The organism is Massilia sp. GER05 (assembly GCF_052056005.1).
GTDB lineage: Bacteria > Pseudomonadota > Gammaproteobacteria > Burkholderiales > Burkholderiaceae_D > Telluria > Telluria orientalis.
Window position 1 is genome coordinate 442,596 of the sequence record NZ_CP178858.1, and the last position, 14,550, is coordinate 457,145.

Here is a 14,550-nt window from a genome sequence, read left to right on the forward strand (position 1 = left end):
GTTTCGCATGCACCACCCCAATCCGCTGCGCCGTCTTCCTCTCGCCATCGCTGCCGGCACGCTGCTCGCGCTGACAGCTTGCGGCGGCTCCGATCGCAACGACAATGCCGACACCATACTCGCCATTCCGGCCGCGCCCGCCGACCAGGGCGCACCCGACACGGCGCCGGTGCCGTCGGCGCTGGCCTTCATCGATACGGCCGCCACCAACCAGCGTGGCGACGCCCGCTATGCAACCCTGGCGACCAACGCCGGTGTGCGCGTACTCGGCGGCATGCTCGACATCTGGAAACCCTTGACCGAGATCGTCGACGCCGGCGTCACCGCGCCCGCCGTGGATGGTTTCCCCGCGGTGGTCGCCTCGACCTGGACCGGCCTGCCCAACGACGGCACGCAAGGCGGCACCATCGTCAACGCGGCCGTTCACAACGCGAATATCGACTACGTGGTCAAAGCCACCGCCAGCCGCACTGCCGAGCAGACGCTGCAGGCCTACCTGGACGATCGCCGCAACAAGGGCTACAGCGTGACCGAAGGCATGGGTCCGCTGACCAGTGCCTGGCGCACGGCCACGCGCCAGACCACCACGATCACCGACATTCCGGCGGATGCCACCACCGTCAAATACGATGACGGCGGCAACAACAACGGCGTCGGCGGCGACGCCAATGCCGACTTCGGCAAGGTCGTCGACCTGATCAACTCGATGGGTAACAATGGCTCGACCGAGCCCGCCAAGCGCTTCTACAAATATGCGCGTCCCTACCGCTGGAGCAGCGCGGTGAAGGTCGTGCCGCAACTGGAGCCGGCCAAGAGCACGACCCCGAGCACCGACGGCGGTTTCACCAGCGGCCACGCGGCCGAGGCGACCCGCAATGCCGTCGGCATGGCTTACGTGCTGCCGGAGCGCTACCAGGAGCTGGTCGGTCGCGGCCTGGAACTGGGCGAAAGCCGCATCCTCGCCGGCATGCATTCGCCGCTGGACGTCATCAGTGGCCGGGTCCAGGCGCAGGCCGTGGCCGCCGCCAACCTGATCGCCGCGGGTGCCGCAGTCCGCTCCGCTGCCGTAACGCAGGCCCATGCGACCCTCATGAAGCTGACCGGCACCACGCCGGCGACCTTTGCGGCCTACGCCGTGTCCGGCACCGCCGCGAACGACCGTTTCGCCGACTACGCCACCAGTCGTGCCAACTACATCCGCCGGATGACGTACAACCTGCCGCAGACCGGGGCCACGAACCTGCCGGCCGTGGTGCCGAAGGGCGCCGAAGTGCTGCTCGAGACGCGGTTGCCTTACCTGACCGACGCGCAGCGCCGCGTCGTGCTGAAAACCACGGCGATTCCCTCCGGTTACCCGGTCCTGGACGATCCTGAAGGTTGGGGCCGCCTGAATCTGTTCGCCGCGGCCGAAGGCTATGCCGTCTTCACCGGTAACGTGATCGTGAACATGGATGCGAGCAACGGCGGCTTCAATGCGGCCGACCGCTGGCGCAACGACATTGCCGGCAGCGGGAAGCTGGTCAAGCAAGGTACTGGCGCGCTGAAGCTGGGCGGTCAGAACAGCTGGACGGGCGGCACCCAGGTCGAAGGGGGAACGCTCGAGGCGCTGTCGGCCAGGGCGTTCGGCAACGGCGACGTCTATGTCGCCGGCGGCGGTACCGTGGCCAGCAACGCGCCGGCTGCGCTGGTCGTGGGCGGCAACTACACGCAGCTCGCCGGTGCAACCCTCGAACTGCGCCTGGGTGCCGGCCAGCAGGGACGCATCAACGTCAGCGGCACCGCGACGATCGCCGGCGGCACGCTGCGGATCAAGTTCCTGGACGGCTACAAGCCGGCCGTTGGCGACACGCTGACGGTGATTGCTGCAACGAGCCTGAAAGGGAAGTTCGAGACCATCGCCGTCGACGGTTTCACCGCGACCCCGACCTATACCGAAACGGGTCTGCAGCTGCGTTTGAGCAAATAGCGATTACATGGATGTCATGGCGGGACGGCACCGGCGTGCGGCCGCGACGCCGAGCATGCCCGCGCCGAGCAGGCTCAGCGTGGCCGGTTCCGGCACGGCCGCGACAGGGTCGCCGTTCAGGTTCGCAACGTTGCCGATGGCGCCGTTGGTCGCCGTCATCGTGACGCGCCAGGCGGCCCAGTCCAGGTTGCCTGCACGCGGATTGAACCAGGTGTTGGTGGAATAACCGCGCAGCGCGTCGAAGCCGGTGCGGCCATGTTCTCCGATCGCCATCGTGTAGGTGCCGGCCTCGCCGAAGGTGTGGCTGAAGGCCGTGTCGTAACGGTGGACGGAGCCGTCGCCGAAGGTGAGGGACGAATCGTCCTCGTCGCGCAGCAGGGTCGTGCCCTTGAACAGCCACATGTTGACGTCGAAGCCGGTAATAACCCCGTCGCCGTTCAGGTCGACGTTGGTCGCCTCGTAGGCCAGCGAATCGAAGAACACCGTCGTCCCGGCCGTGACGGTGAACGTGAACTGCGAGATGCGGACATCGTCCACTTGGCCATCCTTGTCGCCGTCGATCTTGTGGATCGTGCCGTTGATGACGGTGGCGCGGGCGGCCCCCGCCAGTACGAATCCGGCGGCGCACATCAGGATCGTGAACAGCTTTTGCATGCGTTTCTCGTTGTTGAAAAACCCATACTCAGCAATTGGTGTGCCAGACCATCAATGCACGAGAAATCAAGGACTTGCGATAAATGACGGCCCGCTGTCAGCGTGGACGGCACCTCATTGCTGGGGTAATTGCCATAAATCATACATATGCCTGCCGCATATCGGCTGGATTGACGCGGTTTTGCGGCGACAATCGTCGCGATAGCGGGCTTTAAAGCGGCGGACGCGTTGTCAAAACCGTTGTCACCCCTTGCCTGGGGGCGGAAAGCCATTCCACGCGGCACATAACCGGATGCTGCCGGCATGGCAATGGCGACGGTCGGTGTTGATTACGGGAATCCTTGCGTTTCTTCAACGTTGCGACATTTCCGGCGCGTTAGGTTCCCAGAGCAATCAAACCACTGACGAAAGGGGACGCCTCGCATGAAACCCGGATACTTTGCCATTGACCTGTGCCTGATCCCGCTGGCCGCGACGGCCGCACCGGTCACGACACCGTACGCGGACAACAACGGCGCGCTGGCGCCGGCGAGCCAGTACAACGGCCCATTGTTCAAGCTCAGCCGCGCGTACCCCGCCAAGGCCGGGACGCCGGCCATGCATCGTGCACGAGGCGTCATCGTTATGGATCGGGAAGGATTCGGCTACGTCCGTCGGTGGGCTCGATTATCGACCGCATGGGGTCAGGAATGTCTATGTCACCGGGGTGGGTTGTTTCCGACTTCATGGTCGTGGAATCCGACGTTGACTATTTGTGGGCTGGCGCAGGATCTGGCGGAGAAAGCTGAGCTGACGGAAACGGGGGCCGTCGATGCGTTCCACTACGGCCCGCGCCGGACCCGTGAAGAACGCTGACCAATTTATTTCAAAAATAAAAGAAGACAATTATGCAACAAAGTCATAAAATTTTACAATTCGCTCTTGCTACAAATTTCTGAACATGATCTCTCATAAAAAGTCTCCCGTTGCACGTGTTGTGCTGTCTCGTCCAACTCATCGGGAATGAAATAATTAATATGAAAACCCCTTTTCCCTTCGAGCAAGCACTCATCGGGCAACAAAATCGCCTTCTCAAATTAACGACCCCTTTTGATAATGACGTTCTCCTGCCCCAACGAGTTCTCGCCCACGAGAGGTTGGGCAGATGTTATGAATACACTGTCGACGTAGTATCGGTACGTCCTAACATCGAACTGAAGAGGCTCATAGCACAACCGGTCACGCTATGGGTGCAGCAGACTGACCGCACCTAGTTGCCAATTCATGGCTATGTCTGCACCGCCAAACGACTCGGCAGCGACGGGCAGCTGACCTACTGTCAGATTACCTTCGCGCCATGGCTGCACTTCCTCAGATTCCGCAAAGATGCCCGCATCTGGCAGGACAAGTGCGCCGACGATATTTTAGCGGAGGTATTTGCCGAGCATCCTCAGGCGCAAGGGAATTTTCGTTTCGTTTTGGTTAGGTCGCCTGAACCACGCTCTTATTGCACGCAATATGAAACCGACTGGCATTTTGTCCAGCGTTTAATGGAAGAGGAAGGCTGGTACAGTTACCACGAACAGTCTGAAGACGGGACCGGTCACGTACTCGTGATTACCGATTCGACCGACCAGCTCATGCCAACCACCCCTGAACAGATTCGGTTTCACGGCGCAGGCACCGATGATGAAGTGCACAAAATCGTCCATTGGAGCGCCGCCCATAATCTTGTTCCGAGCAAGCTCACGACTCGTACCCATGACTACAAGGTGCCCAACCAGCCCAAGCAGAACAGCACTTCCGTCCTGCCGGAACATGCCGGACTGCCAGCCCAGCTGGAAGTGTACGAATACACGGGCGCCTATACCTATTCGAACCGTGATCAAGGCGACAAGCAATCGCGTATCCGGGTAGAGGAATGGGAATCCCGCATGCAGCGGTTTTGCGGGGTCTCGGGCACGCGCTGTCTACCGGTAGGCCGATGGTTCACCTTCGAAGGCCATCCCGCGCATCAGGGCGACGTAAAAGAAGATCGCGAGTTCGTCGTCATCGCCGTCGAATGGTGTATCGAAAACAATTTACCGCTGTCGCATCGCATGAAGGAATTCCCTGGTAGCTTGAGTCAGCAGGTGGAAGAATTCAGGGCATCAATCGGCCGTAGCGATAGCCAGGGAAAGGTGAATCAGGGCGCTGAGAAAGGTATCGAACAAACCGACCATTGTTTCAACCGTTTTGAAGTCCAGCCGCGCAAAATTCCCTTCCGCAGTCCTCCGGAACACACCAAGCCTGACGTACACGCGCAGACCGCCGTGGTTGTTGGGCCAGCGGGCGAAGAAATCTACACGGACCATTTGAACCGCGTCAAAGTCCAGTTCCGCTGGGACCGGAAAAACCCGGGCAATGAAAGGGCATCATGCTGGGTACGCGTCAGCTATCCTCACGCCGGACAAGGATGGGGCAGCGTCCACGTTCCACGAACTGGACAGGAAGTCATTGTCACGTTTCTAGGTGGCGATGGTGATCGTCCGGTAGTCACTGGACGCCTCTACAACGAAGACCAGACGCCCCGATGGCATACCGACGGAAAACTTTCCGGTTATAGGTCGAAGGAATTTAGGGGCACAGGATTCAATCAGCTCGTCTTCGACGATAGCACTGGCCAGAACCGGGCGCAGCTCTACAGCACGAGCACAAACGCACAACTGAACCTAGGCTACCTTGTAACCCAACAAGGCAACGAACGGAGCCGTTTTTACGGATCAGGTTTTGCACTGACCACCGATGATTATGGCGCGATCGTTACCCATGTCAACGGCGATTGAAAACTGATACAGATTTCGTCATGCCAGCGATTTAAAACTGATACACCGCCGTCGCCGAACACCGTCCGTGTTCAGCCCAGTTCTGCAACGTCGTTCCCCCTCATCATTCCGGCCTGTCGCTGGTGTTTCAAGCGATAGCTTTCCCCTGCAATCGGCACGATATGCGCATGGTGCAGCAACCGGTCGAGCAGGGCCGCAGTCAGCGTCGTGTCCTGCGCGAAGGTCGTGTCCCATTGCCCGAACGGCAGGTTGCTGGTCACGACCAGGCTGCTGCGCTCGTACATGGCCGCGATCACCTGGAAGAACAAATTGGCCTGTTCCCGGTTCATCGGCAAGTAGCCGATCTCGTCGATGATCAGGAGCCGATATGCCTTGATCGCGCGGTGCATCACCGCCTTCAGATTGTTCTGCGTGTGCGCCGTCGTCAACGCCAGCAACAGGTCGGCTGCCGTCGTGAAGCGCGTCTTGATGCCGGCCTGCGTGGCCTTGTAACCGAGGGCCATTGCCAAGTGCGTCTTGCCCACGCCGCTGGGGCCGACCAGTACCACGTTTTCATGCCGTTCGACGAAGCCCAGGCCGGCCAACTCCTCGACCTGGCTGCGTTTGACGCCCTTGGCAAAGTCGTAGTTGAACTCATCCAGCGTCTTCACTGCCGGGAATCCGGCCAGCCGGGTCAGCGTGCTTTGCTTGCGCACATTGCGTCCAGCTACTTCCTCCCTCAGCAAGCCTTCCAGGAAGTCGCTGTAGGCCGTTCCCTGCTTGGCTGCCTTCTGGGTTGCGGCGCTGTAGCCCTGCGCCACGAACGGCAGGTTCAGGCTCTCGCACAGCGCCGCGATCCGCTCATGCTGCAGATTCATGCCACCACTCCTTCCGATACCCGCATCAGCAGCGCGTCGTAGACCTGCAGCGGATGCTGTACCGGAGAAGGTTGCGCGATCCGCTCCACCACTGCCGCCGGCCGTGGTGCCGCAGGCGCCGTTACTGCCGGTTGCGGCCGGGCTGCCGCAATGTCTGCCCGCCACGGTGCTGGCAGTGGCTGCAGGTGCTCCGACTCCCGCTTCAACGCCGCGGCTGGCGGCTCCCCGGTGGTGCCGTGGATGCGTGCATTGGCCACTTCTTGCAACCAGTGAGCCACTTCCACGTTGGCCGTTACGACATCAAGCTTCTGGCCGCTCTGCGCCAGCCGGCTCACCAGCGGCACGTAGAACGAACGGCGCAGATAACCGTTGAAGCGTTCGACCTTGCCCTTGGTCTTGGCACGGTACGGCTGGCACAGCTTGATCACAAAGCCGCTATGCCTGGCATAGTCCAGGAAGCCGGCATGGAAGCGGTGCTCGCCTTCGCCGTAAGCGTCGCGCTCCAGTACCACCGTCTTCATGTTGTCGTACAGGACCCGCCGCGTCACGCCACCGAAGGCAGCGAAAGCGCGCTCGTGGCAAGCGATCAGGGTTTCCACCTTCATGTTGCTGACGAACTCCACATAGCTGGCCCGGCTAAAGCCGAGCGTGGCGCAAAATGCATACAGCGGCGCGCTGCCCTTGCGGAACTCGACCCAGTCCACCTGCAGCTGCTCGCCCATCGCCGTCTCGAAACGCACCACCGGATCTACCGGCGGCGTCGGGCGCAGCGTGCGCATGAAGGCGCGCAGCTGGCTCATGCCGCCTTCGTAGCCGCGCGCTGCGATCTCACGGTACAGCACCGTGGCTGGAATCGTATCGGGCTGGGCGGCCTGCTGCCGATCCCTCAGATACCGCTCGAATTGCGCCAGCTTCGTCTGGCGCTTGACCTTGCGCTCGTACTTCGGCACGGCCTCCAGAGCCAGATGCCGGCGCACCGTGTTCACTGCGCAGCCGACTTCAGCGGCAATCTGCCGAAGGCTCAACCCATGCTTCTTCAGTAGCTTGACTTCCACGTACACCTCTTTGGGTTTCAAGGCCGCTCCGCAAAGCGGCCATCTTCTCAAATCGGTGTATCAGTTTTCAATCGCTGCCTGTATCAGTTTACAACCGCTGCTGACAACCCACAAAGGCTTGTACCTCAGCACCTTCGGCCGACCAGGGACGCAAGGCACCCAGCTTGATGCTGTCGAAGCAGCAGCCCAGCTCAGAGCTGGTGCAGCGCTGAGCAAGGCGTTATCGGACACCGCATCCAAGGCAGGGGCGACCCCACTTGCCGGCCACGACGCGCTAGACCACTTCATTGATGCTACTCATTGCGGTTACGACGGCACGAACCAACAGAATGCTAATCGCTTCAAGGAACCGATCCTTGTCGCAGGGTCTCCTGCCGGCATCGGTCTGGCCAGCGCTACCAGCACTCACGTGCACGCAGGCGAGCAGGTGACGCTATCGTCCGGCAAAGATACAAACATTGCGGTAGGAAAAAGTCTGCTAGCAAGCGTCGCTGAAAAAATCAGCCTGTTCGCATCGAACGCCGGCGTCAAGTTATTTGCGGCAAAAGGAAAGGTTGAAGTGCAGGCACAGAGCGACGACCTCGACATCATCGCCGAAAAAGTCCTGCGCCTGTTGTCTACCACATCGCGTATAGAAATCCATGCAAAAGACGAGGTCACGATTTCCGCTGGTGGCTCTTCTCTGAAAATCGACGGGTCAGGGATCACGAACAGCACTTCGGGAAAATGGACCGCGCATGCCTCAATGCACACAATGCCCGGACCGGCGACAAATCCTTACGTCATGCCGCATATTCCCAAAACCGATATTCAAAAATCCGATCTGGAATTTCGTCACCTGACCGATTGGGGCGAGCCGCTCGCCGGCGCGGCCTATAAAGCGATCCTAAGTGACGGCAGTATTCGTAAAGGCACACTTGACGCGCAAGGCATAGCCCGTATCACTGGGTTGCGTGCGGGGACAACGGCCAAGGTCGAATATAACTACAAGCCTCTGCAGGCAAGTTCTACCGTCGATACCGAAATGCACGAAGACGTGCACGAGTTTCTGAACTGGGAGCCGAGCAATGCGGAAAGTGGGAATAACGCATGAGCGGAACTCATCCGGACCATCAATCCATCCTCGACGACGCATGGAACAATGTCGTCGGCGGCATGAATTGGCTCAAATCTGTCGTCTTCGGTGAGTTCGCTGATCATCGCCCGCTTTCCGCTGTGGTGGCCGACATGCTTGTCAGCTTCGTCCCCGGTGTGGTGATCGTGACGAGTGCACGCGACGCGGTCGCCGTCACATTGCGCCTTGCGAGCCACCCGGAAAAGCGTGAAGACCTCATGGAATGGGTGCTCTTGTGTGCGTGTCTGATTACGATCGCATTGCCACTGGCGATGGCGGCAGGGGGCGTGGCGGCTGCGGGTGTGGGTGCGGTAATCGGCGGCATCGCCGGTACTGAGCTCGGGGCAGCGCTACGGGCAGTCATGCTCCTGCTGATAAAGGAAGCGTCCAAACTTGTTGAGTTAGTGCAATTCCTGCAAAAGTTCATCAAGGGCGACATCCTGAAATTCCTGCGCTCCGTAAATTTCGCCAAGTACGAAAAACCACTTGTGTTGGCACTAAGCAAGATATGCAGCAAGTTGCTCGAGATGATCAAGTCATTGCGTCTGCACTTGGAAAGCCTGAAATACTTCAGTACAGTCGAGACGACAGTCGCCAAGCTCGCCGAATGGGAACACAAATTCTATGCTGTACAGCATGCAGCGTTGACGAAAATTCCCTTGGCGATGGCGGAACTCGACGCCAGACTGGCGAAAGTGCTTGCTCAAACCGCCCCCAAGGAGGCCCATACGGTTGCCGCTGGCGTCGCTGCGGACAAGGGAACGGCAACGCTGCCAGTCAAACAGGCGGTAATGGACACGCCCGGCAAAATATTGGCGAAAGTGGACGATAGTGCCGCCGCCGGTATGGCAAAAGCGGCAGACAACAAAGCGGTACCGAAGGGCACATCGAAGCCCGGTTCGAAAGGCAATCCAAAGAAAGCTCCCTCACCTCAACCAAAACCGAAACCCGATCCGGTCAAGCCTACGAACAGGGGAACGGGCACAAAAATCCAGGATACTGCTGACGCGCTTGTAATGGCAGATCGGGAACGGGTTACACAGCTGTCCAATGAAGCGCGAAATGCTCAGAAAAGTGGTGATGCGGCACTTGCAGAAAAGAAAATTGACGAAGCCCGCCAAATATTAAAACCACACTTCCCGACCAAAGAGGGAGATACTTGGGATGAAGTTATCAAAAGGCTTGATGTGGCATCGCCGAAAGATGGAGCAGTTTTTTGGTCCGGGACTGCAGGGCAGGCGAAAGATTTGGGTCAACCTGATGCCGCCAGAGCCTTTGCCGAAAAAATAGGCGGCGTGACGCTCGAAACAACACCAGGCGGGCGTGTTATAGATGATTGGCCGGATATCAACAATCTGCCTTGGGATGGTAGTACGGGTGCTTCGCCCCCTTTCTCAGGTCCGCTCTGGGAGGCCGTGTCGCGAAAGTATGCCGAAAGTACATCAGGGATCGTAAACGTAGTGCAAACGCCAGATAGGGTCTGGTCCCCTAAAACCGTTTGGCACAATCAAGAAAAACCCCTGCTGTTGGATCGCTTGGAAACAGGGAAAATCGACGGCATTCAAATGCATATTGTCGATTTGAGCTCATCTACACATCAGTTGTCACCGAATTATATCGATCAGCTACTAAAATTTGACCAACGAAAACCATGACCTACGCATATCATAAATTCTTAGATTTTTTTACAACGGCCAACAAAGAGCGGCTTGATGGGTTGAATGAGGCTCATTTCGACGGCATGTCCCCCGAAGAAAGATCGAAGGCCTTCGATTATTTATTGGAAAGAGTGTTAAATGGCGGAAGCCGTGAAAGCGTTGGCGGGCTCTTTGTGGCCGATCCGGTGCGCGCCGTCCCTATAGTGAGACAACTATTGGATTCCGGGAAATTGCGCGAAGATGCAGAAATCTCGGCAGCGTGGGAACTTTACCAGATACAAGCGGATTCTTCATTGATACCGGTATTTATACGACTAATGTCGAGTGCAAACGAGACTAATCGGTCCAATGCCGCATTCTATGTACCCGCCGACGCGTTGACACCCGATCTTGATGCTGCATTAAAAGGCATGATCCGGACGGAAACGGAAACTCTTCCACTAGTTAATGCGATCAATAAATTACTTGAATGCCATGGCATCACTAGAGAATCCGTCAGCAAGGAAGATTTCTCAAAATTTTACCTGGGATTGCGTAGCGATGTTTTGGCTGACAAGGAAAAAACATTCAGGCACCTCGATAATCTTTCCAGTTAGCGATTATTTGCTTCGCTGAATAGAACGATCACGAGGTCGTTCTAGCAAACATCTACGTCATCAACAGGAGCTCAGTATAGAAATGGCATTGCCAATCATCCGCTTAGGTGACCCCACTTCTCATGGTGGCAAAGTTATCTCAGCTTCTACCACGCATATCATTTCCGGAATCGGCATTGCCCGTGTCGGCGATAGCGTGTCCTGTCCAATACTAGGCCATGGCATAAACCCTATCATCGAAGGAGCTCCAACTTTCCTGATTGGCGACCGAATGGTGGCCTTGCAGGGCCATCATAGTGCATGCGGGTGCACACTGATTTCTAGCTTGCTCGCGGCAACCCATGGCTAAGTGTCAAGACCCGGCTGTTATACACGCGTTTCCTGAACAATTCCGGGCGCTTTTCGCCCCATTCCTTGAGCGCCTGAATGGGCGTTTTATGGTTGAGAGCGCGTTGCGGAATGTTGTGATTGTAGATCTTGACGTAGTTGCGCAGCGTCGTTTCGAGTTCTGCGCGTGAGCCGAAGCGGGTCTGATTGACGATGTCGCTGATACGACCGTTGAAGCGCTCCACCATGCCGTTGGTTTGCGGATGCCGAGGCGGAATGAGGCGGTGTTCGATACCGAGCTGCTTGCAAAGTCGGTCAAACACGTGCGTGCCGCTCGGTTCTTTCTTCTTGCCGCCGGCCGTGAAGCGGTCGGTGAATTGGCTGCCATTGTCGGTGAGCAGCTTGACGATCTTGACGGGGCTGGCTTGGTGGACCTTGGCGAGAAAATCGACGCTGCTGTCGGTCTGGTCGGCATACAGCTCGATGAAGACCCAGCGTGTGCAGCGGTCGATCGCGACGAACAGGTAGCGCCTCGCCGTCTCGTCTGGCATCTGCGGCAGGTATTTGATATCAATGTGCACGAAGCCCGGCTCGTAGTCCTTAAAGGTTTTTTTCGTGGCGGGCGCGACACCTTCCTGTTCGACCAGGTCGCGCAGGTCTAACTCAAGCGCGAAGGGATGTCGCGTCTTGAAGACGTGATCCCGAAAGCCGAAGGCGAAGCGATTCAAGCGAAGAAGACCTTCAAGGACTACGAGCCGGGCTTCATTCATATCGATATCAAGTACCTGCCCCAGATGCCAGACGAGACCTCGCGCCGCTACCTGTTCGTCGCCATCGACCGCGCGACGCGCTGGGTCTTCATGCACATCTACGGCGACATGACCGAGAACGGCAGTGTCGATTTCCTGCGCCGTCTGAAGCTGGCCTCGCCCATCAGGATCAGCAAGATCCTGACCGACAACGGCTCGCAATTCGCCGACCGTTTCGCCACCAGGGACAAGAAGCCCAGCGGCCAGCACGACTTCGACTTGGCCTGCGCAGCCCTGCCTGCCGAGCATCGCCTGACGCCGCCACGGCACCCGCAAACGAACGGCATGGTCGAGCGCTTCAACGGCCGTATCAACGAGTTGCTGCAGCAGACCCGCTTCGACAGTAGAGCCGATTTGCAGGCTACATTGATGAACTATTTGAAGCTGTACAACCACCATATTCCGCAACGTGCACTCGACGCAAAAACGTCTATCCTCGCGCTCAAGGAATGGCAGCAGAAACGGCCAGAACTATTCGTTAAATGCATTTACGATCAAACGAGACTCGACAAGTACTCACCCAAGAACACAGTAAATTCGCTGTCGAAACCTTTCATCATAGACTGAATCTCCGCTAGGCCTTAATGTATCTGCGCGCATAAAAAAGCCTCGGCTCAATGGAGAGACCGAGGCGTCGGATAGCCGTCGGGTCCGCCTGGACCCGACCTCACTCAAACGTTGAACAGGAAGTTCAACACATCCCCATCCTTGACGATGTATTCCTTGCCTTCCGCACGCATCTTGCCCGCTTCCTTGGCGCCTGCTTCACCCTTGTAGGTGATGTAGTCGTCGAAGGAAATGGTCTGCGCACGGATGAAGCCGCGTTCGAAGTCCGTGTGGATCACGCCGGCCGCCTGCGGGGCGGTGGCGCCGATCGGGACGGTCCAGGCGCGCACTTCCTTCACGCCGGCCGTGAAATACGTCTGCAGGCCCAGCAGTTTAAAAGCGGCGCGGATCAGGCGGTCGAGGCCCGGCTCTTCCATGCCGAGGTCGGCCAGGAATTCCAGCTTGTCGGCGTCGTCCAGGTTGGCGATTTCCGATTCGATGGCGGCGGAGATCGCGACGATCGGCGCGTTCTGCTTGTTGGCGAATTCCGTCAGCAGGTCCAGCAGCGGATTGTCCTTGAAGCCACTCTCGGAGACGTTGGCCACGAACATGGCCGGTTTCGCCGTGATCAGGCACAGCGGCTTGATCAGTTCCAGCTGGTCGGCGTCCAGGCCCAGCGTGCGCGCGGGCTGGCCTTCGTTCAGGTGCGGCAGCAGCTTTTCCAGGATCGCCACCAGCTTGATCGCATCCTTGTCACCGGCGCGCGCCTTCTTCTGCTCGCGGTGCAGGGCTTTCTCGGCGGTACCCATGTCGGCCAGTGCCAGCTCGGTCTGGATGACTTCGATGTCGTCGATCGGGCTCACCTTGCCGGCCACGTGGATGACGTTCGGGTCTTCGAAGCAGCGCACGACGTTGACGATGGCGTCCGTCTCGCGGATGTGCGACAGGAACTGGTTGCCCAGGCCCTCGCCCTTCGACGCGCCGGCCACGAGGCCTGCGATGTCGACGAACTCGACGATGGCTTTGACGACACGCTCCGGCTTGACGATGGCGGAAAGCTGGTCGATGCGCGGATCCGGCACCTCGACGACGCCGACGTTCGGCTCGATGGTGCAGAACGGATAGTTTTCAGCCGGGATGCCGGCCTTGGTCAGGGCGTTGAACAGGGTGGACTTGCCGACGTTGGGCAGGCCGACGATGCCGCATTTGAGACTCATGGGGAAACCTTGTGTAATCAGATAGTTAGCGGTGCATGTGTACCTTACCCCAGCCAAAGCACATCAAGTCAAGGCAGAGTTTGGAAGTTGCACAAGGGAATTTATTTGGAGCAAGAAGTTACAACGGAGTTGCAACTTTTGTACTCATCTTGTTCCCAAAAATATGTCCATTATAACGCTCTCCGACGCCCTCATCCAAAGGTTGGCCTCTACTCGCTGCAGGATTTTGAGGGACCGTGTTGTGTCTGGATTCTGTCTTCGACTCAACAAACAAACCCGTACATTTTTTCATAGCGACCACCGCAGCAGGTAAACAAGTTCGAGTCGCTATCGGACGATTGCCGCTCATCTCAACCGATCAGGCTTGAAAACAAGCTGCAAAGCTGCGCTTAGAGCGCAGAGTTCTCAGGGGTCGAATTTACGAAACCGTTCTCCGAGACCTACGCAAAGCTAACCATAGTTAACTTTTGCCGCTGGGTTCCTGCTTCACCGGGACCGGTTTCGTTCCATGCTCGCGCACGGGACCAGAGCCGGCCACGATCTCGTCCAGCAAGCATTGCAAGCTCTTCTTGTAATAGTTCATGCCAGAGCGGAGGTCGGCGATGATGTCGAAGGGCCAGCCTTGTGCAGCGCAGTACAATTCGAGCGCTTGCTTCTGGCGTTCGAGGTCCGCGCGTTGGTCGTGGCTGGACACGCGCGGGTAGGCCACGCAGCGGCACGGTGGCGCCGTGGATATGCCTGGGACCCAGTGCAGCGAGGTCGTAGCGACGCTGCCCGTCCTCGGTCCGGATCGGGACGAGCAGACGACGGTCTCCAGGCGTCGCAGCGTGCTCGTGGAGACATTGGGTGCCTTGATGGCGGCGCCAATAGAAAGAAGCTGGCTCATACTGCACCAGACTGCGCGGATTTAGTTAAGTTCCCACCGAACTGATCCCTGTACTAGACCT

General features: G+C 58.3%; 11 protein-coding genes and 3 pseudogenes. 8 read left to right on the forward strand and 6 right to left on the reverse strand.

Annotated features, from left to right (window positions below; all coding sequences use genetic code 11):
- The first annotated feature begins 7 nt into the window (after window positions 1-7).
- Window positions 8-1,966, forward strand: a complete 1,959-nt coding sequence (locus ACL58G_RS01940) for a phosphatase PAP2 family protein (RefSeq protein ID WP_413386186.1) — start codon at window positions 8-10, stop codon at window positions 1,964-1,966.
- Between the two features lie 3 nt (window positions 1,967-1,969).
- On the opposite strand, the gene ACL58G_RS01945 is transcribed toward ACL58G_RS01940, so the two are convergent.
- Complete coding sequence (locus ACL58G_RS01945; protein ID WP_413386185.1) at window positions 1,970-2,620, reverse strand: DVUA0089 family protein; 651 nt, start codon at window positions 2,618-2,620, stop codon at window positions 1,970-1,972.
- A gap of 423 nt (window positions 2,621-3,043) precedes the next feature.
- On the opposite strand from ACL58G_RS01945, the gene ACL58G_RS01950 reads away from it, so the two are divergent.
- Both ACL58G_RS01950 and ACL58G_RS01955 read left to right on the forward strand, forming a co-directional pair.
- Complete coding sequence (locus ACL58G_RS01950) at window positions 3,044-3,475, forward strand: hypothetical protein (RefSeq protein ID WP_440964877.1); 432 nt, start codon at window positions 3,044-3,046, stop codon at window positions 3,473-3,475.
- A gap of 161 nt (window positions 3,476-3,636) precedes the next feature.
- A pseudogene (locus ACL58G_RS01955) lies at window positions 3,637-5,424 on the forward strand (type VI secretion system Vgr family protein).
- Window positions 5,425-5,495: 71 nt separating this feature from the next.
- Here the strand turns inward: ACL58G_RS01955 and istB are convergent.
- Together istB and istA are read right to left on the reverse strand one after the other, a co-directional pair.
- Entirely contained in the window at window positions 5,496-6,281 is a 786-nt protein-coding gene (istB, locus tag ACL58G_RS01960; RefSeq protein ID WP_413382469.1) for an IS21-like element helper ATPase IstB, read from the reverse strand.
- Window positions 6,278-7,357: an IS21 family transposase gene (istA, locus tag ACL58G_RS01965; RefSeq protein WP_440962794.1), complete on the reverse strand. Its 1,080-nt coding sequence runs from the start codon at window positions 7,355-7,357 to the stop codon at window positions 6,278-6,280. Before istA ends, istB begins: the two co-directional genes overlap by 4 nt.
- On the opposite strand from istA, the gene ACL58G_RS01970 reads away from it, so the two are divergent.
- The 4 genes from ACL58G_RS01970 (at window position 7,326) to ACL58G_RS01985 (ending at window position 11,053) form a co-directional block, all read left to right on the forward strand.
- On the forward strand, window positions 7,326-8,429 hold the full coding sequence (locus ACL58G_RS01970; protein ID WP_440964879.1) for a DUF2345 domain-containing protein: 1,104 nt from the start codon (window positions 7,326-7,328) through the stop codon (window positions 8,427-8,429). The two genes, istA and ACL58G_RS01970, sit on opposite strands and share 32 nt — an antisense overlap.
- Window positions 8,426-10,105 (forward strand): hypothetical protein, encoded by a 1,680-nt coding sequence (locus ACL58G_RS01975; protein ID WP_440964881.1) that lies wholly within the window; start codon window positions 8,426-8,428, stop codon window positions 10,103-10,105. Before ACL58G_RS01970 ends, ACL58G_RS01975 begins: the two co-directional genes overlap by 4 nt.
- Window positions 10,102-10,704 (forward strand): hypothetical protein, encoded by a 603-nt coding sequence (locus tag ACL58G_RS01980; protein WP_413386183.1) that lies wholly within the window; start codon window positions 10,102-10,104, stop codon window positions 10,702-10,704. The genes ACL58G_RS01975 and ACL58G_RS01980 overlap by 4 nt, the downstream gene beginning before the upstream one ends.
- An 82-nt stretch (window positions 10,705-10,786) precedes the next feature.
- Complete coding sequence (locus tag ACL58G_RS01985; protein ID WP_413386182.1) at window positions 10,787-11,053, forward strand: PAAR domain-containing protein; 267 nt, start codon at window positions 10,787-10,789, stop codon at window positions 11,051-11,053.
- Here ACL58G_RS01985 and ACL58G_RS01990 read toward each other — a convergent pair.
- Window positions 11,025-11,690 (reverse strand): annotated as a pseudogene (locus tag ACL58G_RS01990) (integrase core domain-containing protein); the annotation flags it as partial. The gene ACL58G_RS01985 and the pseudogene ACL58G_RS01990 sit on opposite strands and share 29 nt — an antisense overlap.
- A gap of 3 nt (window positions 11,691-11,693) precedes the next feature.
- On the opposite strand from ACL58G_RS01990, the pseudogene ACL58G_RS01995 reads away from it, so the two are divergent.
- Window positions 11,694-12,407: pseudogene (locus ACL58G_RS01995) on the forward strand (integrase core domain-containing protein); the annotation flags it as partial.
- Between the two features lie 104 nt (window positions 12,408-12,511).
- Here ACL58G_RS01995 and ychF read toward each other — a convergent pair.
- Window positions 12,512-13,603: a redox-regulated ATPase YchF gene (gene ychF, locus ACL58G_RS02000; protein WP_105378846.1), complete on the reverse strand. Its 1,092-nt coding sequence runs from the start codon at window positions 13,601-13,603 to the stop codon at window positions 12,512-12,514.
- 460 nt (window positions 13,604-14,063) lie between these two features.
- On the reverse strand, window positions 14,064-14,489 hold the full coding sequence (locus ACL58G_RS02005; protein ID WP_440964884.1) for a recombinase family protein: 426 nt from the start codon (window positions 14,487-14,489) through the stop codon (window positions 14,064-14,066).
- Window positions 14,490-14,550: the final 61 nt, after the last annotated feature.

Coding starts and splice junctions, on each gene's coding strand:
- ACL58G_RS01940 (WP_413386186.1), top strand. CDS start 8: ATGCACCACCCCAATCCGCTGCGCCGTCTTCCTCTCGCCATCGCTGCC.
- ACL58G_RS01945 (WP_413386185.1), bottom strand. CDS start 2,620: ATGCAAAAGCTGTTCACGATCCTGATGTGCGCCGCCGGATTCGTACTG.
- ACL58G_RS01950 (WP_440964877.1), top strand. CDS start 3,044: ATGAAACCCGGATACTTTGCCATTGACCTGTGCCTGATCCCGCTGGCC.
- istB (WP_413382469.1), bottom strand. CDS start 6,281: ATGAATCTGCAGCATGAGCGGATCGCGGCGCTGTGCGAGAGCCTGAAC.
- ACL58G_RS01975 (WP_440964881.1), top strand. CDS start 8,426: ATGAGCGGAACTCATCCGGACCATCAATCCATCCTCGACGACGCATGG.
- ACL58G_RS01980 (WP_413386183.1), top strand. CDS start 10,102: ATGACCTACGCATATCATAAATTCTTAGATTTTTTTACAACGGCCAAC.
- ACL58G_RS01985 (WP_413386182.1), top strand. CDS start 10,787: ATGGCATTGCCAATCATCCGCTTAGGTGACCCCACTTCTCATGGTGGC.
- ychF (WP_105378846.1), bottom strand. CDS start 13,603: ATGAGTCTCAAATGCGGCATCGTCGGCCTGCCCAACGTCGGCAAGTCC.
- ACL58G_RS02005 (WP_440964884.1), bottom strand. CDS start 14,489: ATGAGCCAGCTTCTTTCTATTGGCGCCGCCATCAAGGCACCCAATGTC.